Genomic DNA, 21,697 nt, shown 5'->3' on the forward strand with positions numbered 1-21,697 from the left:
AGAAAGGGATAGTTAGATGACGCACTCACCATCGATCCGACGCTCGGCACGGGCTCTCGGAGGATTGGCCGGTCTATTGATGCTCGCGGCCTGTCAGGGCACCGCAGCCCCCGGTCCGACCCCGCCGGGCACGCAGGTCGTCGGTTACGGTTATACCTGCAAGGCGGGCATCTATACCTGCAAGATGCCAACCAGGTGCCGCTCGGTAATCCCTGCTCCTGTCCCGGCATTGGTGCAGCCTCATACGGCAATATCCATCAGCCTGAGAATATAAGCACTGAGGTGTGAACCCGGTGGTCTCTGTCAGGCGGTGCGTTGCGGCATTGCCTGACAGGAAACGGCTTTCTTCATTCCTATTTTGTTCTTATAGAAGGGGCATGATACGGAGCCGGAATTGTCGCAGGATTTCTTGAGTTTTTTTCCCTGGCTGGTCGCGGTTCTCGCGCTTGCCCTTGCTGTCTTTCTTTGGTCGCGGCTTTCGCGACGCGGTACCGATCGCGATCTTCTCTCGCGCATCTACATCCTGCTGGAGCGCGAAGCTGCCGAGCGGGGTTCGGGTATCGAATTTCAGCGTAACGCGCTGGTTGAAACCGAGCGGGCGCTTGCCTCGCGTCTGGAGCAGCAGCGAAGCGATGTAAGTGACAGAATAGCGGGGCTCAGCCACCGCCTCGGTCAGGAACTGGCTGATACGCGCCTCGCCCAGGCGGAGATGTTGCGCGACATGATGCGTGAAAATGCGGAGCAATTGGCCCAGATCAGGGCCTCTGTCAGCGAGCAGCTTCATGTGACGGTCGAAAAGCAGATGCAGACCTCGTTTCAGCGCGTGGTCGAGCAGTTTTCAGCGATGCAGAAGGCCATTGGCGAGGTGTCTGCGGTCACGGCCCAGATCGGTGATCTCAAAAGGCTGTTCGGTAACGTTAAGACCCGAGGAGGGTGGGGCGAGGCCCAGCTGAGGGCCATTCTGGACGATATTCTCCCCGCCAACTCATACGACAGCAATTTCCGGATCGGCGATGGAGGCGAGGCGGTCGAATTCGCTCTGCGCATGCCCGTTCGCAGTACTGTGCCGCCCAGGCTGGCGATCGACAGCAAATTTCCCACAGAAGCCTATGAGCGTCTGCTCGATGCCGTCGACCGGACCGATCAGGCGGCTGAGCGCATCGCCCGACGTGCGCTCGATAATGCGGTGCGGCTCGAAGCGCGCAAGATCAGCGACAAATATATCCACCCGCCGATAACGGTCGAGTTTGCCGTGCTCTATCTGCCGACAGACGGGCTTTATATGGAGGTGGCCCGCATTCCCGGACTGATCGACGAAATAGGGCGACTGCACCGCGTCATCATCATGGGGCCGTCCTTGATGCCAGCGCTGCTGCGCACGGTTCATCTCGGATATGTGACCCTGGCTCTCGAGGAGCGAACTGATGCCATTGCGCGTTTGCTCGGGCTGACACGTCAGGAAATGTTGCGCATGGATGGCGTGCTCGAGAAACTTTCCCGCGGCGCCGGGGCTATGAGTAACACGATCGATGAGGCCAGACGGCGCACGCGTGTTCTGGGCCGCAAGTTACGTGGTCTGGACGGGCAAAATCCGGGTGACGAGCTGGAGTCACTGGACGAGCTTTAAACCAATTTTACTATCGAAGCGGGGCAGGTTTAGGCAGTGTCGACACCATGATATCGGATCAAGCTCTTTCATCTGTGCTGCCTGAGGGGCCCTCCAAGGCACGTATTCTGCTTGTGGAGGATGACGATACGCTTGCCCGCGAGGTGGTTGAGGAACTGGCTGCCCGAGGTTTTGCCGTCTCCCATGTCTCGACCGGGCAGGCCGGTCTCGATGCCGCGATGAGTGAGGCTTATGAGCTTCTCGTGCTCGACCGCATGCTGCCGCTGCTCGATGGTCTCAGCGTGATTGAGAAATTGCGTGGTCAGAATGTACAGTCTCCTGTTCTCGTGCTCTCCGCGCTCTCGGCCGTCGATGACCGCGTGACGGGGCTCAAGGCCGGGGGAGACGACTATCTGACAAAGCCGTTCGCGATGGACGAACTCGCTGCGCGGATCGAGGCGCTCTTGCGTCGCCCGAACGATTCGCGGGCCACAACCCTGCGCGTCGGCCCGCTCGATATGGATCTGATCGATCGGACGGTTATGCGCGAAGGGCGCGAGATCGAATTGCTGCCCCGGGAATTCCGCCTTCTCGAATATCTCATGCGTCGCCCCAATCAGGTTCTGACGCGGACGATGTTGCTCGAGGATGTGTGGAATTACCGTTTCATTCCGCAGACCAATCTCGTCGATGTTCATATCGGCAAGCTGCGACGCAAGGTTGATGCGCCCGGTGAGGCGCCTCTGATCCACAGCATCCGGGGATCGGGATTCATGCTGCGTGTCGCCCTCTGATAATCCGCGCTTTGGCGTTTTCCGGACAGCCACGTTTCGACTGACGCTGGCCTTCGTCGCCGCGATTATCTGCGGCATGGTGCTCCAGTTCGTTCTGCTCTTTGTGCAGATGACGCATTTCGAGGCCGAACGCTCAAGTGGCATCCTGCATCGGGAGGCCGATGTTCTTGAGCAGGAAACGCCCGAGCGGCTGGAATATCAGGTCCGCGAGCGTGCCAATAACGATCTGCGTGTTGTCATCAACTGGGTCGGTCTGTTCGATGGCCATTATCGTCATATCGCCGGTGATCTGAAGACCTGGCCGGAAGGTCTTGTGGTCGATGGCCAGGTGCATCGTCTGACTCTCTCTCCCACCGATGATGCGCCGTACGAGATGCGGTTTCTGGCAGTCAAAGTGCCCGGCGGACGTATTCTGGTGCTGGCCCACTCGCTGCATCTGCTCTCGGAACTGCGGTTCATGATCCGCCGCGGTGCGCTGCTCTCGGTTTTTCCGGTTGTCATGTTTGCGCTGCTGACCGGCATCGTGCTCAGTCATCGTGCTCTGGCCCGCGTCAAGATCATGCATGAAGCCATCGATCGCATCATGCAGGGTGACGTTCACGAGCGCTTGCCCGCTGCGCGCGAGCGTGACGAGCTCGAGCGGCTCGCGGGCTCGGTCAACCGCATGCTCGACAGGCTCGAACATCTGATGGACGAGATCCGCGATGTGGGGAACGACATCGCGCATGATCTGCGTACGCCGCTCTCACGTGTGCGGGCACGGCTCGAACGGGCAACATCGAGCCCGCATGACGCCGATTATCTGAACTCGGTGATCGAGAGAGCGACGCTCGATCTCGATCAATGCTTTTCGGTCATCACGGCTCTGCTGAGGATCGGTGAAATCGAGAACGGCCGTCGTAGAGCGGGCTTCGCCTTGGTCAATCTGGCCGATCTGGTGGCCGATATCGTCGATCTGTACGAGCCGATCGCCGAGACGAACGGGCTGACACTCACCAACGCGATACCGATCACAAATGCGTTAGAAAATCAGTCTGGAGAGACCGACGGCCATGCCATGATCACGTTCGGTGATCGAGATCTTCTCGTCGAAGTCCTGGCCAATCTCTTCGATAACGCACTGAAATTCACCCCTGAAGGAGGGCGCGTGACGGTCTCGGCGAGTTCGGTTCCCGGTGGCATTCGTCTGCGTGTGGCCGATACCGGTATCGGGATCCCTGAAGCAGAACGCGAGGCCGTCCTGGGTCGTTTTTATCGCTCCGACAAGAGCCGGCATGTGCCGGGAAGTGGCCTTGGGCTGAGCCTTGTTCTCGCGATTTTGAGGCTGCACGCAGTGGAGCTTTCCATCTGCGGTGGGGATGGTCCGCCGGACATGCCGGGCTGTGCCTTCGAGATGGTTTTTGTTCTCTCGACCGGGTCGGAGACAGTCTGACAGCCCCGGCTCACGTCCTCGCGCGGGGATGGCGAGAGAGGGGCGAGGGGATCTAGTGTTTGCGGTGGGACCGGAGGTCGAACCAGAGAAGGGCGGAGCCGCAGAGACGCAGAAAGGACGATCCTTGCGGATCGGAACTTAAAAGGGAATTTCCTTGTCGCGTTTCTGCGTCGTTGTATTTCTGGCCGTAACAGAAAAGGAAGCTCCTTGATGATATCGGGATACGGATGGAGACTCCTCGTGTCGGTCATTGACCTGAGGCACCGGGCAGTTTCTGGACTGCGGAATGGGATAACGGCATGAATCAGGTTGTTATCACTGCGCTCAAGCGGCCTTACACATTTGTCGTCCTGTCCATCTTCATCGTGATCTTCGGCGTTCGTTCGGTCATCAAGACACCAACTGACGTCTTTCCCAACATCAACATTCCGGTCGTCGCGATTGTCTGGTCCTATCTCGGTCTGATGCCCGAGGATATGTCAGGGCGAGTCGTTTATTATTACGAGCGGACCCTGACCACGACCGTCAATAATATCGAGCATATCGAGAGTGGCTCGTTTTACGGACGTGGCATCGTCAAGGTCTTCTTCCAGCCTGGTACCGATACGGCTGTCGCACAGACGCAGATTACTTCGGTCTCCCAGACGGTCATCAAGCAGCTGCCGACAGGGGCCACGCCTCCGCTTATTCTGGCTTATAATGCGTCATCGGTGCCGGTGCTTACGCTTCAGATCAACTCGGACAAGCTGAACGGCTCCGAGCTGTACAACATGGCGTCCAACCTGATCCGACCGCAGCTTATCTCCGTGCCCGGGGTTTCCATTCCCAATCCTACGGGGGGCTGGCGCCCTACATCACGGTCGATATCGATCCAGCAAAACTGATGGCGCATAATCTGTCGGCAGTGGATGTCAGCACGGCGCTGAACAAGCAGAATATCGTGCTGCCTGCGGGTGATCAGCGTATCGGTCCGTTCGACTATATGGTCCGAACCAACGCCCAGCCACGTGAGATCGAGACATTCAACAATCTGCCGCTCAAGCAGGTGGGCAATGCCGTGGTCTATCTGCGTGACGTTGCTCATGTGCATCGCGGCGGCCCGCCTCAGGCCAATATGGTGCTCGTGAAGGGGCGCCAGGCCGTCATGATGGTCATCATGAAAACGGGCGATGCGTCCACGCTCGACGTGGTGGCCGGGGTCAAGAAGCTCTTGCCTCAGGTGATCGACACCCTGCCCAAGGGGACGAGCATCAAGATCCTGACCGATGCGTCGGGCTTCGTGAAGGATTCGGTCGAGGATGTTGTCCGCGAAATGGTCATCGCGGCGCTTCTCACCTCGCTGGCTGTCCTTCTTTTCCTCGGGTCGTGGCGATCGACCCTGATCGTCGCAACCTCGATTCCGCTTGCCATCCTGTGCTCGGTAATCGGCCTCAGTCTTGTGGGGCAGTCGATCAACGTCATGACGCTGGGCGGGCTGGCGCTTGCTGTCGGTATTCTTGTCGACGACGCGACTGTCATGATCGAGAATATCGATGCCCATCTTGAAATGGGCAAAGATCTAGAGATGGCCATCATCGATGCGGCCAACCAGATCGTTGTGCCGACTTTTGTCTCGACCACCTGTATCTGCATTGTCTGGCTCCCGCTCTTCGAGCTGACCGGCGTTGCAGGCTGGCTGTTCATGCCAATGGCGGAAGCCATCATCTTTGCCATGATCGCGTCGTTCATCCTGTCGCGTACCTTGGTGCCCACCATGGCCAACTGGATGCTTGCAGCCCAGGTCGCGGCCCATGCGCATGGCGATGAGGGCAGGGAGCCGGGCTTCTTCGGTCGCTTCCAGCGGGGTTTCGAGCGCGGATTTACGCGGTTTCGCGAGCGCTACAAGATCGTGCTCAGCGGGCTGATCGAGGAGCGGGCGAAGTTTGTCCCGTTCTTTATGGCGGTCTCGATTGCGTCCAGCGGCCTGTATTTCTTCGTGGGTCAGGATTTCTTCCCCGAAATCAAATCCGGTACGTTGCAACTGCATATGCGCGCGCCGATCGGCACGCGGCTTGAGGAATCCGGCAAGATCTCGGTGCTGATCGAAAAGAAGATGCATCAGATCCTTCCCGGTCAGATCGACGCCGTGCTGAATAATTGCGGTCTGCCGTTCTCACAGCTGAATCAGGCATTTATCCCGACACCGACCGTCGGGACGGAAGATTGCGATATCACGGTCTCGCTCAAGAATGACGAGAGCCCGACCGCCGAGTATCGCCGCAAGATCCGTGCGGGTCTGATCGAGGCTTTTCCGGGCACGCAGATTACATTCCAGCCAGCCGATCTGACGGCCAAGATCCTGAATTTCGGCCTGCCTGCGCCGCTCGATGTTCAGGTGGTCGGGCGTGACCTCTACGGCAACTTTGCGTTTGCCAAAAAACTGCGCCGCAAACTGGCGGAAATCCCCGGGATCACGGATGTCTCCATTCAGGAGCCGATGACCCAGCCGACGCTCAGCATCAACGCCAAGCGCAGCTTTGCGTTGGGGACGGGTATTACTGAACAGAACATCGCGCAGAACGCGCTGATCGTGCTGTCAGGGAGCGCGCAGGTCGGGCAGGTCTACTTCCTGAACAGCTCAGGTGTAGCGCAGCTGATCGATGTGCAGACCCCGGCGAACTACCTGCAGACCCTGAACGACCTTCAGACGGTGCCCATCGATCGTGGCGACGGTAATCCGACCAACGCTCAACCCCAGCTTCTGGGAGCTTTGTCTGAAATCCAGCAGACCGGCACCCCGGCTGAGGTCGCGCATTACAACATCATGCCGGTGTTCGATATCTATGCGTCCAACGAGAATATCGATCTCGGAACGGTGGCGCGGTCTGTGCAGCGTGTCGCTGACTCGATGAAATCCGAGCTGCCACGGGGATCGCATCTCGTGGTGCGCGGGCAGGCTGTCACGATGTCAGGTGCCTATTCGCAGCTGATCGTCGGTCTCGCGATGTCGATCACGCTGGTTTACCTGATTATCGTCGTCAATTTTCAGTCCTGGCTCGATCCGTTCGTCATCATCACGGCGCTGCCAGGCGCATTGGGCGGCATCGCATGGAGCCTGTTCCTGACCCATACATCGCTTTCGGTTCCTGCTCTGACAGGTGCCATCATGTGCATGGGAACCGCGACTGCCAATGCCATCTTGGTTGTCTCCTTTGCCCGAGAGCGCATGGAAATTCATGGCGATGCACTCAAGGCTGCGCTTGAGGCCGGGTATGAGCGTATCCGCCCGGTTCTGATGACAGCTCTCGCCATGATCATCGGCATGGTGCCGATGTCCATGAGCAATTCCGACAACGCCCCGATCGGCAAGGCCGTGATCGGTGGCCTGATTGTAGCGACCGCAGCGACGCTTCTGTTCGTCCCCTGTGTCTTTGCCATCGTCCATTACAGAAAGCCGCGCGAAAGCGGAGATGAGGGAGCCCACGCATGACCCAGCACCCAAAACACGGTGCCGAGCAGAACCGCAAGCGGGGCCGCTTTATCATCATCATCGTCCTCGCCCTTGCCCTGTTGCTGGCAGCCTGGGGAATCATCGAGCGCTCGATGCATTACCGCAGTCTGGAAGACGAGGTTGAGGACAACGCCAAAGCACGTGTCAGTCTGATCACGCCTCAGCCGGGGCCGAGCGAGCGTCATCTGGACCTGCCGGCCAATCTGGCCGCTTGGTATCAGGCGCCGATCTACGCGCAGGTCTCCGGCTATGTGAAGATGTGGTACAAGGATTACGGCGCCCATGTGAAAACGGGCGAACTTCTGGCCGAAATCAGCACACCGAGCCTCGACGCCCAGTATGAGGCAGCCAAGGCCAATTATAACGTGGTTGTTGCCCGGTATAAGCTTGCTGTCATCACGGCCAAGCGATGGGCCGATCTGCGGGATACGCAGGCTGTCTCGCGTCAGGAAGTGGATGTTCAGGCGGCCAATGCCGCGGCGCAGAAGGCTCAGGTCGATCAGGCGCAGCATGAGGTCGAGCGTTTCGAGGCGCTTGAGAACTTCAAGCGGATCGTGTCTCCCTTCGATGGCATCGTGACGTCGCGTCGCGTCAATGTGGGCGATTATGTCAACGCAGGAAGTGGCGATCTTAATTCGAGAGGCAATGCGTCGGAGCTGTTCACCGTAGCCGACACACACCGCATGCGCGTCTTTGTCTCGGTGCCTCAGGATTATGCGGCGGTCATCTCCGACAAGCTCTCAGCCAAGCTGACGCTTCCGCAGTTTCCTGGCCGGGTGTTTGACGCCAGCTTCTTGGCGAGCGCTCAGGCGTTTAACGCCGCAACGCGCACCGTCACGACCGAGCTCGAGCTTGCAAATGACGATGGGTCGCTGTGGCCAGACTCCTACGCGACGGCGCATTTCACGGCTCCGGGTGAGCCGGATATCCTGATCGTGCCGGTCAATGCGCTGATTTTTCGGGCGCAGGGGACGCAGATCGCGACGGTCGAGAACAATCATGTTCATCTGATCGATGTGAAGACCGGCATCAATTACGGCATGACGATCCAGATCCTGAGCGGTATTTCAGCCAAGGATGAGATCGTGGCCAATCCGACCGCGGATATGCTTGAGGGCGATGAGGTGAAGGTCGTGAATCCAACCCGGGGCTATAATGATGTGACGGCGGCAGCGCGGAAGAATGTCACGCCTGTGCCGGGCCATGCTGCTCTCGAAGAAAACGGCGACAGCGACGAACATGGAGCGCCCCGATGAGTGGCAGAACGACACGTCGTGCCTTGGGTGGCGGCATCGCCAGCGCTGTTTTCAGCCTCTCATTGCTGTCGGGCTGTGATCTCGCTCCCAAATATGAGGCCCCCAAATTCATCTATCCCGATGGATGGGGCGGCAAGGGCGTGCTGGTCGACGGAAAACCGGCCGATGACGTGCCCAAGGGCAAATGGTGGGAGGTCTTTCACGATCCCCAGCTAAACGCGCTCGAAGAGAAGATGCTGGCCTCGAACCCTGATCTGCAGGCCCAGGCCGAAATCTTCACCCAGTCGCGTGACATTGCGCGAGAGACCGAAGCCCAGCTCGCCCCTCAGCTCAATGGCTCAGCCGGGATGTCGAACAACAAGACATCCCAGACACGGTTGTGGCGCGGGGCAAATGCCAACTCTCCCACGACAGAATCCAGTGTGTTCTATAGTGGTGCCGCAACGTGGGAGCCGGATTTCTTCAGCCGTATCCGCAACTCGACGCATATGCAGAAGAACATGGCTCAGGCCAGTGCTGCGGATTACGCCAATCTGCGTCTGATGCTCGAAGCAGAGCTGGCTTCGACCTATCTCGGGCTGCGGGGCCTCGATGCCCAATATGCCGTCTATGACGATTCGATCCGTTATTATCAGACAGCGGTAAAGATCACCCGACTGCGTCAGGCGGGCGCTATTGCTGCTGGACTGGATGTGTCACGCGCCGAGAATCAGCTTTTTGCCACTGAAGCGGCCCAGAGTAATGTGCGGGCTCAGCGACAGGTGCTGGAACATGCGATCGCGGCCATGGTGAATACCGTACCCGGCAGCTTTCACATTGCACCGTCGACGGCGCCGGTTCTTCCTTACTCGATCCTGCGTATTCCTGCGGGCTTTCCTTCCCAGCTTTTGGAGCGCCGTCCTGATATCGCCTCGGCCGAGCGTAATCTGGCGGCCAATAGCCGTGCGATCGGCGTTGCTCGCGCGGCCTTTTATCCCAATGTCACGTTCAGCCTGAATGGCGGCTTCATGAATAACGGGTTCGATCTGGCGAGCCTGAGCAATTCGATGTGGAGCTACGGTGTGCAGGCTGTTGAGCCGCTCTTTACTGGCGGCCTGCGTCGTGCCGCGTTGCAGCGTGTCTGGTCGCAATATCGCGAGAGTGCCGATCGCTATCGCTCGACCGTGCTGGCAGCCTTTCAGGATGTCGAGGACGGCATCTCCCAGACCACCGCCTATGCCGACCAGCAAAAGCAGCAGATGGAGGCTGTGGACGCGGCCTTGCGCACACAGCGCATGACCATGGCGCTCTACACAGGTGGGCTGACCAATTATCTTGACGTCGTTGTCGCGCAGCAGGCGGCGCTTGTAGCACGGATCGATGCGGTGCAGGCGCAGACCATTCAGGTTCAGGCCAGCGTGCGTCTGATCAAGGCGCTCGGCGGTGGCTGGGATCGTGCAGCTCTGCCTTCTGTCAAGGCGATCGATCCGTTCGGAATCCTGCAATATGACGGGCTTCGGCATCCGCGACCTGCTGGTGATGTAGATACGCATACGAGCCCGGCAGACCAGGATTTATCCGGAGTTCAGCCCGGGACTCCGCCCATGAAAGACTTGACAGCCGCCTCTTCAGGACGGTAAGGGGCCGCTCCAATTCGGAACGCGGGAGAGGTTGTGTCGGTCGTAAGGCCGGGTGAATCTCATTGGAACCGCGGTTCGGGCAAACCATCAAGGAGTCCCGGATATGGCCAAAAAAGTTGTTGGCTACATCAAGTTGCAGATCCCGGCAGGCAAGGCGAATCCGTCTCCGCCAGTCGGCCCGGCGCTGGGTCAGCGCGGCCTGAACATCATGCAGTTCTGCAAAGAGTTCAACGCCAAGACGCAGACCCTCGAGCCCGGCATGCCGATCCCGGTCGTTATCACGGCTTATGCGGATCGTACGTTCAGCTTCGTCACCAAGACCCCGCCGAACACCTACTTCCTGCTCAAGGCTGCCAAGATTTCCAAGGGTAGCCAGACCGTTGGCAAGTCTGCCGCAGTCGGTTCCGTGACGACCGCGCAGCTGCGCGAGATCGCTGCAGAGAAGTTCAAGGACATGAACGCGAATGACATCGACGGCGCCGTGCGCATGTTGGCCGGTTCGGCCAAGTCGATGGGTCTGAACGTGGTGGAGGGCTGATCCTATGGCCAAGAATAAGAGGCTGAACGCTGCCCGCGCAACGATCGACACCAACAAGGTCTATGACCTTGCCGCAGCTGTCGCTCTGGTAAAGGGCAATGCCAAGGCAAAGTTCGACGAGACGATCGAAATCTCGCTGAACCTCGGCATCGACCCCCGTCATGCTGACCAGATGGTTCGTGGTCTGATCTCGCTGCCGAACGGCACGGGCAAGACCCTGCGCGTTGGCGTGTTTGCACGTGGCCCGAAGGCTGAAGAAGCCAAGGCAGCTGGTGCAGAAGTCGTCGGTGCGGAAGATCTGGCCGAGAAGATCCAGAACGGTGAAATCGAGTTCGATCGCTGCATTGCGACGCCGGACATGATGGCACTGGTTGGTCGTCTGGGTAAGATCCTCGGCCCGCGTGGCCTGATGCCGAACCCCCGTCTGGGCACGGTGACCATGGACGTTAAGGGTGCCGTGACGGCAGCCAAGTCCGGCCAGGTCGAATACCGCGCTGAAAAGGCCGGTATCATTCATGCTGGCGTTGGCAAGGCTTCGTTCGGCGAAGACAAGCTGGTCGAGAACATCAAGGCTCTGGTCGATGCCGTCCAGAAGGCTCGTCCGACCGGCGCCAAGGGCACCTATCTGAAGAAGGCAGCCCTGTCTTCCACGATGGGCGCAGGTGTGAGCGTCGACGTCGCGACGTTTACGGCCTGATTTGAGAGATGACACTGCGTGGCTATGCCGCGCAGTGGCGTAGGGGCAGGGCGTCAGTCCTGCTTCCGAACCTGTCCGAGACCGGGCGTGTTACCCTGTAAGGGGTGATCTAAGGGATCCTGCAAGGGATCCGCGAGCGGGAGACGGGGCGCCAGCAGTGCAGGGTGGGTAACCACTAGTCATGCTGGGTTCCGATTGAATGGACAGGCGAGCGGCGCTCTTCCGATAATGGGGGAGCGTCATGGGTAACCCGGTCTGGAAACTCCGGTTTTCAGGCTGACGAGGAGAATGGATTTGGACCGTCAGGAAAAACGGGCCTTTGTCGAATTCCTCGCCAACGTGTTCAACAGCACGTCCATGGTTGTCGTGACCGAAAACAAAGGTCTCACGGTAGCTGATGTGACGGAGCTGCGTCGACGCGTTCGTGCGGCGGGTGCGACATATAAGGTTGCGAAAAACCGGCTGGCCCGCCTTGCTCTGGATGGGACCCAATTCGACGGTATTCTTCCGCTGCTGAAGGGCCCGACCGCGCTTGCGTGGTCTGAGGACCCCGTCGCAGTTGCGAAGGCGATCGTCGAGTTCGCCAAGACGAATGAGAAGCTTGTGGTGCTCGGTGGCGCCCTTGGTAACCAGACGCTCGATGCGAATGGTATCAAGGCTCTTGCCGCGCTGCCGTCGCTGGACGAACTGCGTGCGCAGCTGGTGGGTATGATTTCTACCCCCGCTACGCGTATCGCAGGCGTTGTCCAGGCTCCGGCTGGCCAGCTTGCTCGCGTCTTCGGCGCCTATGCCAAGACCGGCGAAGCCGCTTGAAGTGTCTTACACAGCACAACCCCGGTTTCCGGGTGCGCGTTGTGAATCGAAAACCAGTTGTAATTAAGGACCATTACCATGGCCGATCTGAACAAAATCGTTGACGAACTGTCCGCTCTGACCGTTCTCGAAGCTGCTGAACTTTCCAAGCTGCTCGAAGAGAAGTGGGGCGTTTCTGCTGCTGCTCCTGTTGCTGCTGCTGCACCGGCTGCTGCCGCTGCTGCTCCTGCTGAAGAGCAGACCGAGTTCACCGTTGTTCTCGCCGCTGCTGGCGACAAGAAGATCAACGTCATTAAGGAAATCCGTGGCATCACCGGCCTCGGTCTGAAGGAAGCCAAGGACCTGGTCGAAGGCGCTCCGAAGACCGTTAAGGAAGGCGTTTCCAAGGACGAAGCAGCTAAGATCAAGAAGCTGCTCGAAGACAACGGCGCCAAGGTCGAAGTCAAGTAACCAAGCCCACGAACTGTGCCTTGCCTGCGGGTGAGGCCGGTTGTGGATTGAGACAGGTCAGGGCGGAAATCCTTCGGGGTTTCCGCCCGATTTGCCGTTGCGGCCAAACCCTGTATAAGGGCCGGTTGTCGCACAAGTAATGGCAGAAATCATAGCGCCGGTCGTTCCGGTCGCCCGTCGACTCAGGATTTCTGAGGCGCGGACGACCCGAAGGTCTGGTGCGAGAGGGCAGGGATAGATGAACGCAATCACCAAATCGTTCACAGGACGCAAGCGGATTCGCAAGAGCTTCGGGCGGATCCCCGAAGTGGCGCCGATGCCCAACCTGATTGACGTGCAGCGCGCAAGCTATGAGACGTTCCTTCAGATGAACGTGGCGCCTGACAGCCGTCAGCAGACGGGTCTTCAGGAAGTGTTCCGGTCGGTTTTTCCGATCAACGATTTTGCGGGACGTGGCCGTCTCGAGTTTGTTTCCTACGAACTCGAAGAGCCGAAATATGATGTCGAAGAGTGCATTCAGCGCGGTTTGACCTATGCAGCACCGCTGAAGGTCATCCTGCGTCTGATCGTTTGGGACGTCGATGAAGATACCGGATCGCGTTCGATCCGTGATATCAAGGAACAGCCGGTCTATATGGGCGACATGCCGCTCATGACCGACAACGGTACCTTCATCATCAACGGCACCGAACGTGTTATTGTCAGCCAGATGCATCGTAGCCCGGGCGTGTTCTTCGATCACGACAAGGGCAAGACGCATTCGTCAGGCAAGTATCTCTTTGCCGCACGTGTCATTCCCTATCGTGGTTCGTGGCTCGATTTCGAATTCGATGCCAAGGATCTGATCTACGTTCGTATCGACCGTAAGCGTAAGCTCCCTGTCACGACCCTGCTTTATGCGCTCGAAGGTGAGCACTCGATCGCTGCCCGTGCCGCCAAGGCTGCCGAGGGTGGTGATCTGGAGTCCCTGACGATCCGCGGTATGGATCAGGACGAGATCCTGGCCTATTTCTACGGCACGGTTCCGTTCACACGCATGCCGAAGGGCTGGGCGCGTCCGTTCGATCCGGAAGCCTTCCGTGGCATGAAGCTGCTCGAGCCGCTTTATGACGCCGATACCGGTGAGGTTGTGGCTGAGGCCGACGCCAAGCTGACGGCACGTATGGTTCGCAAGATCGCCGAGACGACCAAGGACGTGCTCGTGGGTCGTGCCGATCTGCTCGGTCGCTTCATGGCCAAGGACCTTGTGAACGAGAACACGGGTGAGATCTATGCCGAGGCCGGTGAAGAGCTGACCGAAGCCCGTCTCGATGCGCTTGAGGAAGCCGGTGTTACCGAGCTGCCGATGCTCGCTGTCGACTCGTCTCATGGCCCCTGGATCCGCAACACGCTGGCCGTCGACAAGAACAACCGTCGCGACGAAGCGCTGATCGATATCTATCGCATCATGCGCCCCGGCGAGCCGCCGACCCCGGAAACGGCAGAAGCCATGTTCCATGGTCTCTTCTTCGATGCAGACCGCTACGACCTTTCGGCCGTTGGTCGCGTCAAGATGAACATGCGTCTTGAAGTCGATGCGCCGGACACCATGCGCGTTCTGCGTAAGGAAGACATTCTGCGCGCCGTGAAGATCATGTGCGAGCTGAAGGACGGCCGCGGCCAAATCGACGATATCGATAACCTCGGTAACCGTCGTGTCCGTTCCGTCGGCGAGCTAATGGAAAACCAGTATCGCGTGGGCCTGCTCCGTATGGAGCGTGCGATCCGCGAGCGTATGGGCTCCGTCGATGTCGATACGGTCATGCCGCATGATCTGATCAACGCGAAGCCTGCTGCCGCAGCCGTCCGCGAGTTCTTCGGTTCGTCGCAGCTCAGCCAGTTCATGGATCAGACCAACCCGCTTTCCGAAGTGACGCATAAGCGTCGTCTTTCGGCGCTTGGCCCAGGCGGTCTGACCCGTGAGCGCGCAGGCTTCGAAGTCCGTGACGTTCACCCGACGCATTACGGCCGTATCTGCCCGATTGAGACGCCTGAAGGCCCGAATATCGGTCTGATCAACTCGCTCTCCACCTACGCCAAGGTGAACAAGTACGGCTTCATCGAGACGCCGTATCGCCTGGTTCAGGACGGTGTGCTGCAGACCGGCTGGAAATACCTCTCCGCTATGGAAGAGGACAAGCTGATCGTGGCCCAGGCTGACGCCGCGCAGGACAAGGAAACAGGTCGTCTGACCGATGAGCTGGTTTCGGTTCGTCGTTCAGGTGACTTCCGTCTTGTCCCGCCTGAGCAGGTCACGGCTTGCGACGTCTCGCCCAAGCAGCTCGTTTCCGTCGCTGCAGCGCTGATTCCGTTCCTTGAGAACGATGACGCCAACCGCGCGCTGATGGGATCGAACATGCAGCGTCAGGCCGTGCCGCTGGTACGCGCCGATGCGCCGCTGGTCGGAACGGGCATGGAAGCCGCTGTGGCTCATGACTCGGGTGCGACCATCGTTGCCAAGCGCAACGGTGTCATCGATCAGATCGACGGTGCGCGTATCGTTGTGCGCGCGACCGACGAAACGGGCTCGACCCAGGGCGTCGATATCTATCGTCTGCGCAAGTACATGCGGTCGAACCAGTCGACTTGCATCAACCAGCGTCCGCTGGTGCGCGTCGGTGACACGGTTCATGCCGGTGATATCATTGCCGACGGTCCGTCCACGGAGCTGGGCGAACTGGCTCTGGGCCGTAACGTGCTCGTCGCGTTCATGCCTTGGAACGGGTACAACTTCGAAGATTCGATCCTTATCTCCGAGCGTATCGCCCGCGACGACGTCTTCACCTCGATCCATATCGAGGAATTCGAAGTCATGGCGCGTGACACGAAGCTCGGTCAGGAAGAAATCACCCGTGACATTCCGAATGTCGGTGAGGAAGCTCTGCGCAACCTCGACGAAGCCGGTATTGTCTATGTCGGTGCCGAAGTTAATCCGGGCGACATTTTGATCGGCAAGGTTACGCCGAAGGGCGAGAGCCCGATGACGCCGGAAGAAAAGCTTCTGCGCGCCATCTTCGGTGAGAAAGCCTCTGACGTTCGTGATACGTCGCTCAAGCTGCCCCCCGGTACGAGCGGCACGATTGTCGATGTTCGCGTCTTCTCCCGTCGTGGTGTCGACAAGGACGAGCGCGCCATGGCGATCGAGCGTTCGGAAATCGAGCGACTGACCAAGGACCGCGACGACGAGCGCGCCATTCAGGAGCGTAGCTTCATTGCCCGTCTGCGCGAGCGTCTGCTCAACCAGACAGCTGCGGCTGGCTTCAAGGGGGTCCGCGCTGGAACCGTCATCACCGACGAGGTGCTCGATGAGCATCCGCGTGGCGCATGGCGCAACATCACGGTCACCGATGACAGCGTGATGTCCGAGCTGGAGACGCTGCGTCGTGAATACGATGCTGCTGTTGGCAAGATCCAGGCGCGTTTCGACAGCAAGGTCGAGAAGCTGCAGCGCGGTGACGAGCTGCCGCCGGGCGTGATGAAGATGGTCAAGGTCTTCGTTGCCGTGAAGCGCAAGCTTCAGCCGGGTGACAAGATGGCTGGCCGTCACGGTAACAAGGGTGTCGTGTCGCGCGTCGTTCCGGTTGAGGACATGCCGTTCCTCGAAGACGGAACGCCGGTCGATCTCGTGCTGAACCCGCTGGGCGTGCCGTCGCGCATGAATGTCGGTCAGATTCTCGAGACCCATCTCGGCTGGGCCTGTGCAAATATCGGTCAGAACATTGGCAAGATTGCCGATGACTACCAGCGCACCGGCGAGCGTAAGCTGGAACTGCTCGAGAGCCTGCGTGACGTCTATGGCGACGCTGTCTTCGAAAGCGATATTGCGACTCTGCCGAACGAGCAGCTGCTTGAGCTGACGGGGAACCTACGTAAAGGCGTACCGATTGCGACGCCTGTGTTCGATGGTGCGTCGATCCCTGATATTGAAGACATGCTGGTCAAGGCCGGTGTCGACAAGTCGGGTCAGTCGCAGCTCATCGACGGGCGTACGGGTGAGACGTTCGAACGTCGTACGACAGTCGGCTACATCTATATGCTGAAGCTGCATCACCTTGTGGACGACAAGATCCACGCCCGTTCGATCGGTCCGTACTCGCTTGTTACCCAGCAGCCGCTGGGTGGTAAGGCGCAGTTCGGTGGACAGCGCTTTGGTGAGATGGAAGTCTGGGCACTTGAGGCCTACGGTGCCGCCTACACCCTGCAGGAAATGCTCACGGTCAAGTCCGATGACGTTTCCGGTCGTACGAAGGTCTATGAGGCCATCGTTCGCGAGCAGGATGATTTCGAGGCAGGTATCCCGGAGAGCTTCAACGTTCTCATCAAGGAACTGAAGTCGCTCGGCCTGAATGTCGATCTGGAGCAGAGTGGCACCTGATGCCTTCAGCTTCTGCCTTCTCTGTGTTTGTTGCTAACGCGGGCGCGGCCGGTTTTCCGGCCCGCTCCGTGAAATGGGATTTCGGCGCATGAACGAACTCATGAAGATCCTTGGTCAGACGGGCCAGAACCTGTCTTTCGACCAGATCAAAATCCAGCTCGCCTCATCCGAGCAAATCCGTTCCTGGTCTTTTGGCGAAATCAAGAAGCCTGAGACCATCAACTATCGTACGTTCAAGCCTGAGCGTGACGGCCTGTTCTGTGCGCGTATCTTTGGCCCGATCAAGGACTACGAGTGCCTGTGCGGCAAGTACAAGCGCATGAAGTTCCGCGGCATTGTCTGCGAGAAATGCGGTGTTGAAGTTACGCTGGCCAAGGTCCGTCGCGAGCGCATGGGCCATATCGAGCTTGCCTCGCCGGTCGCGCATATCTGGTTCCTGAAGTCGCTGCCAAGCCGCATCGCGACGATGGTCGATATCACGCTGAAGGATCTCGAGAAGGTTCTGTATTTCGAGAGCTATATCGTTCTCGAATCCGGCACGAGCCCGTTCAAGCGTTATTCGCTCCTGTCGGAAGATCAGTATTTCGACGCGATGGACGATTACGCCGATGAAGGTCTTGAAGTCGGTATCGGTGCTGAAGCGGTCAAGAAGATCCTGTGGAAGGCTCGTCTGCTGTCCACTGAGGTCGATCGCCCCGGCCTGATTGACCGTGACGGCCGCGATCAGGACAAGTCTGACGGCGATCTGCTGCGTGAAGACCTTCGTGAGGCAACGTCCGAAGCCAAGCGCAAGAAGCTCGTCAAGCGCCTGAAGCTGTTCGAAGCGTTCTCCGAGAGTGGCTCGCGTCCCGAATGGATGATCCTTGACCTCGTGCCGGTGATCCCGCCCGAGCTGCGCCCGCTGGTGCCGCTGGATGGTGGTCGTTTCGCCACGTCGGATCTGAACGATCTCTATCGTCGCGTGATCAACCGCAACAACCGTCTGAAGCGTCTGATCGAACTGCGTGCACCGGACATCATCGTCCGTAACGAAAAGCGCATGCTGCAGGAAGCTGTCGATGCGCTGTTCGATAACGGTCGTCGTGGCCGCGCCATCACGGGGGCCAACAAGCGCCCGCTGAAGTCGCTTTCCGACATGCTCAAGGGCAAGCAGGGCCGCTTCCGTCAGAACCTTCTCGGCAAGCGCGTCGATTATTCTGGCCGTTCGGTCATCGTGGTCGGCCCGGAGCTGAAGCTGCACCAGTGCGGCCTGCCGAAGAAGATGGCTCTGGAGCTGTTCAAGCCGTTCATCTACAGCAAGCTCGAAAAATACGGCCACGCCACCACCATCAAGGCTGCAAAGCGCATGGTGGAAAAAGAGCGTCCGGAAGTCTGGGATATCCTTGAAGAGGTTATCCGCGAGCATCCCGTGATGCTGAACCGCGCCCCGACGCTCCATCGTCTCGGTATTCAGGCTTTCGAGCCTGTGCTGATCGAAGGTAAGGCCATTCAGCTTCATCCGCTGGTCTGCACCGCGTTCAACGCTGACTTTGACGGCGATCAGATGGCCGTTCACGTGCCGCTGTCGCTCGAAGCTCAGCTTGAAGCCCGCGTGCTGATGATGTCGACCAACAACATCCTCAGCCCTGCAAACGGCAAGCCGATCATCGTGCCGTCGCAGGATATCGTGCTGGGCCTCTATTATCTGAGCCTTGAGGTTCCTGAGTATCATACGACGCCTGACAAGGCTGAGTACGATGCAGAAGGTCGTCTCGTTAAGGCAGGTCCTTCGGCTTACGCCTCGGTTGCCGAAATCGAGCTGGCTATGAACGAAGGCACGCTCAGACTGCATGACAAGATCCGTCTCCGTATGGAAACGCAGGACGCTGAGGGCAAGACTGTCCGCCAGACCCTGCTGACCACGCCGGGCCGTGCCTTGATCGCGCAGATTCTGCCGCGCAACGTCGCTATTCCGTTCTCTCTGGTCAACAAGCAGCTGACCAAGAAGAACGTGTCCGACGTCATCGATGCCGTTTATCGTCATTGCGGTCAGAAGGAAGCAGTCATTTTCTGCGACCGTCTGATGGGCCTCGGTTTCCGCCACGCTGCGCGCGCCGGCATTTCCTTCGGCAAGGATGACATGATCATCCCGGTCGAGAAGCAGGAGCTGGTCGAGCGTACGCAGGCTGAGATCAAGGAGTTCGAGCAGCAGTATCAGGACGGTCTGATCACCGCAGGCGAGCGCTACAACAAGGTGGTTGATGCCTGGTCACGTTGCACGGACGAAGTCCAGGCCGCGATGATGAAGGAGATCTCCCGTCAGGTCATCGGCAAGCCGACAAACTCGGTCTGGATGATGAGCCACTCGGGTGCTCGTGGGTCGCCAGCGCAGATGAAGCAGCTTGCCGGTATGCGTGGTCTTATGGCCAAGCCATCGGGTGAGATCATCGAGCAGCCGATTATCGCGAACTTCAAAGAAGGTCTGTCGGTTCTCGATTACTTCACCTCGACTCACGGTGCCCGTAAGGGTCTCGCTGATACGGCTCTGAAGACGGCTAACTCGGGTTACCTCACGCGTCGTCTCGTTGACGTGGCTCAGGATTGCATCATCGTTGAAAACGATTGCGGTACCGAGCGTGGCCTGACGATCCGTGCGGTCATGGATAGCGGTGAAGTTATTTCCTCGCTTTCCGAGCGTATCCTGGGTCGTACCCTGACGGCTGATGTGACCGATCCGGTGAGCGGTGCTGTGCTCTTCCCGCGCAACACGCTGATCGAGGAAGCTGAGGCAGAGATCATCGAGAAGGCAGGCGTCGAAAGCGTCCTGATCCGTTCGGTCCTGACCTGCGACAGCCGAGTCGGCGTCTGCGGTCACTGCTATGGACGCGATCTTGCTCGAGGAACGCCGGTCAATATCGGTGAAGCTGTCGGCGTTATCGCTGCACAGTCGATCGGTGAGCCCGGCACGCAGCTGACAATGCGTACCTTCCATATCGGTGGTGCGGCAACGCGTGGTGCTGAGCAGTCGATGGTCGAAGCGTCCCGCGACGGCAAGGTGACTATCCGCAACCGCAACGTCGTTCAGAACAGCCAGAACATCACCATCGTGATGTCGCGTAACTGCGAAATTCTGCTGACCGACGAGAAGGGTGTCGAGCGCGCGCGTTACCGTGTGCCTTACGGTGCCCGTCTGATGGTCAATGATGGTCAGGAAGTCACACGCGGTCTGAAAATGGCCGAGTGGGACCCCTACACCCTTCCGATCATCACCGAGCAGGCTGGTACGGTCGAATATCTCGACCTGATCGACTCCATCACGCTCGTCGAGCGTATGGATGAAGTCACCGGCCTGACCTCGAAGGTGGTCGTCGATTACAAGCAGGGCAGCAAGGGCGTGGATCTTCGTCCCCGTCTGCAGCTCAAGGATTCGGCTGGTAACGTTGTGCGTCTCGCCAATGGCAATGAGGCCCGATACTTCCTGTCGCCGGATTCGCTGCTTTCGATCGAAAATGGCGCAACGGTCCATGCCGGTGACGTTCTGGCCCGTATCCCGCGTGAAGGCTCGAAGACCCGTGACATTACGGGTGGTCTGCCGCGCGTTGCCGAACTGTTCGAGGCCCGTCGTCCTAAGGATCATGCGATCATCGCTGAAACCGAGGGTCGGATCGAGATCGGCAAGGACTACAAGTCCAAGCGCTGCATCATCGTGAAGAACGACGAGACCGGGGAAGAGACCAACTACCTCATTCCCAAGGGCAAGCACGTCTCGGTACAGGAAGGTGACTTCGTGCAGAAGGGCGATCCGCTGGTCGACGGTCCGCGCGTTCCCCATGACATTCTCAAGGTCATGGGCGTCGAGGCGCTGTCCGACTATCTCGTCAATGAGATCCAGGACGTCTATCGACTGCAAGGCGTGAAGATCAATGACAAGCATATCGAAGTCATTGTTCGTCAGATGCTGCAGAAGGTGGAAATCCTCGAGCCGGGCGATACGACCTATCTGATCGGCGAGACAGTCGACCGGATCGAGTTCGAAGTCGAGAACGAGAAGCGCATCAAGGCAGGTGAAGAAGCTGCACGTGGCATGCCGATCCTTCAGGGGATCACCAAGGCATCGTTGCAGACGCAGTCCTTCATCTCCGCGGCTTCCTTCCAGGAGACCACCCGTGTTCTGACCGAGGCGGCAACAGCCGGTAAGGTCGATACACTGAACGGTCTGAAGGAAAACGTGATTGTCGGACGTCTGATCCCGGCAGGCACGGGAAGTGTCATGAACAAGCTTCGTGCGGTGGCTGCGTCTCAGGACCGTCAGCGCGTGAGTCGTGGCACACCGGTGGTGACAGACGACGCTGCGGAGTAAAGACCTCCACAGGGTCAGAAAAGCAGTTTACGTTTGAGATCGGGCGGGGTAATACCCGCCCGATTTCGTATCCGGCGAGTCGAAACGGGACTCGTATGAGAATCGAGCAGAACTCTAGAGAATGCTTGACTTTCATTCTGAATAGCCATAGGTTCCGCGCCCTCGGCTACCCCCGTCTCGTAAGGCGTCTGAGCCGTTGATAGACAGCATCAAACGCTAACGGTGCCGCCGCCTTCGGGTGAGGCTTAG

12 protein-coding genes and 1 pseudogene are annotated in these 21,697 nt (G+C 58.9%); all 13 read left to right on the forward strand.

Annotation, left to right across the window (positions count from 1 at the left end; genetic code table 11):
* Positions 1 to 16: 16 nt before the first annotated feature.
* The 13 genes and pseudogenes from JCM15831_RS20720 to rpoC all read left to right on the forward strand — a co-directional run bounded on the left by JCM15831_RS20720 (position 17) and on the right by rpoC (position 21,448).
* Positions 17 to 274 carry a hypothetical protein gene (locus tag JCM15831_RS20720; RefSeq protein WP_232227912.1) on the forward strand — a complete coding sequence of 86 codons (258 nt, stop codon included), beginning with the start codon at positions 17 to 19 and terminating at the stop codon, positions 272 to 274.
* A 135-nt stretch (positions 275 to 409) separates the two neighbouring features.
* Positions 410 to 1,627 (forward strand): DNA recombination protein RmuC, encoded by a 1,218-nt coding sequence (locus tag JCM15831_RS00750; protein WP_035773581.1) that lies wholly within the window; start codon positions 410 to 412, stop codon positions 1,625 to 1,627.
* Between the two features lie 47 nt (positions 1,628 to 1,674).
* Positions 1,675 to 2,400 (forward strand): response regulator transcription factor, encoded by a 726-nt coding sequence (locus tag JCM15831_RS00755; RefSeq protein ID WP_025821996.1) that lies wholly within the window; start codon positions 1,675 to 1,677, stop codon positions 2,398 to 2,400.
* Positions 2,387 to 3,832, forward strand: a complete 1,446-nt coding sequence (locus JCM15831_RS00760) for a sensor histidine kinase (protein ID WP_025821998.1) — start codon at positions 2,387 to 2,389, stop codon at positions 3,830 to 3,832. The genes JCM15831_RS00755 and JCM15831_RS00760 overlap by 14 nt, the downstream gene beginning before the upstream one ends.
* A 299-nt stretch (positions 3,833 to 4,131) precedes the next feature.
* Positions 4,132 to 7,301, forward strand: a pseudogene (locus tag JCM15831_RS15570) (efflux RND transporter permease subunit).
* Positions 7,298 to 8,578 (forward strand): efflux RND transporter periplasmic adaptor subunit, encoded by a 1,281-nt coding sequence (locus tag JCM15831_RS00770; protein ID WP_025822000.1) that lies wholly within the window; start codon positions 7,298 to 7,300, stop codon positions 8,576 to 8,578. The pseudogene JCM15831_RS15570 and the gene JCM15831_RS00770 overlap by 4 nt, the downstream one beginning before the upstream one ends.
* Entirely contained in the window at positions 8,575 to 10,197 is a 1,623-nt protein-coding gene (locus JCM15831_RS00775; RefSeq protein WP_025822002.1) for an efflux transporter outer membrane subunit, read from the forward strand. The genes JCM15831_RS00770 and JCM15831_RS00775 overlap by 4 nt, the downstream gene beginning before the upstream one ends.
* 103 nt (positions 10,198 to 10,300) lie before the next feature.
* Positions 10,301 to 10,735 (forward strand): 50S ribosomal protein L11, encoded by a 435-nt coding sequence (rplK, locus tag JCM15831_RS00780; protein ID WP_025822004.1) that lies wholly within the window; start codon positions 10,301 to 10,303, stop codon positions 10,733 to 10,735.
* A 4-nt stretch (positions 10,736 to 10,739) separates the two neighbouring features.
* On the forward strand, positions 10,740 to 11,432 hold the full coding sequence (rplA, locus tag JCM15831_RS00785) for a 50S ribosomal protein L1 (RefSeq protein ID WP_025822006.1): 693 nt from the start codon (positions 10,740 to 10,742) through the stop codon (positions 11,430 to 11,432).
* Between the two features lie 294 nt (positions 11,433 to 11,726).
* A complete protein-coding gene (gene rplJ / locus JCM15831_RS00790; protein WP_025822008.1) occupies positions 11,727 to 12,245 on the forward strand; it encodes a 50S ribosomal protein L10 in 519 nt (172 codons plus the stop codon).
* Between the two features lie 78 nt (positions 12,246 to 12,323).
* The gene (rplL, locus tag JCM15831_RS00795; RefSeq protein ID WP_025822010.1) at positions 12,324 to 12,695 is read left to right on the forward strand and encodes a 50S ribosomal protein L7/L12; all 372 of its coding nucleotides are present in this window, start codon (positions 12,324 to 12,326) and stop codon (positions 12,693 to 12,695) included.
* A gap of 238 nt (positions 12,696 to 12,933) precedes the next feature.
* The gene (gene rpoB / locus JCM15831_RS00800) at positions 12,934 to 17,109 is read left to right on the forward strand and encodes a DNA-directed RNA polymerase subunit beta (RefSeq protein WP_025822012.1); all 4,176 of its coding nucleotides are present in this window, start codon (positions 12,934 to 12,936) and stop codon (positions 17,107 to 17,109) included.
* Positions 17,110 to 17,197: 88 nt separating this feature from the next.
* A complete protein-coding gene (gene rpoC, locus JCM15831_RS00810) occupies positions 17,198 to 21,448 on the forward strand; it encodes a DNA-directed RNA polymerase subunit beta' (protein ID WP_025822014.1) in 4,251 nt (1,416 codons plus the stop codon).
* The last annotated feature ends 249 nt before the right edge of the window (positions 21,449 to 21,697 follow it).

It is taken from the genome of Asaia astilbis JCM 15831, assembly GCF_000613845.1.
Classification (GTDB): Bacteria; Pseudomonadota; Alphaproteobacteria; order Acetobacterales; family Acetobacteraceae; genus Asaia; species Asaia astilbis.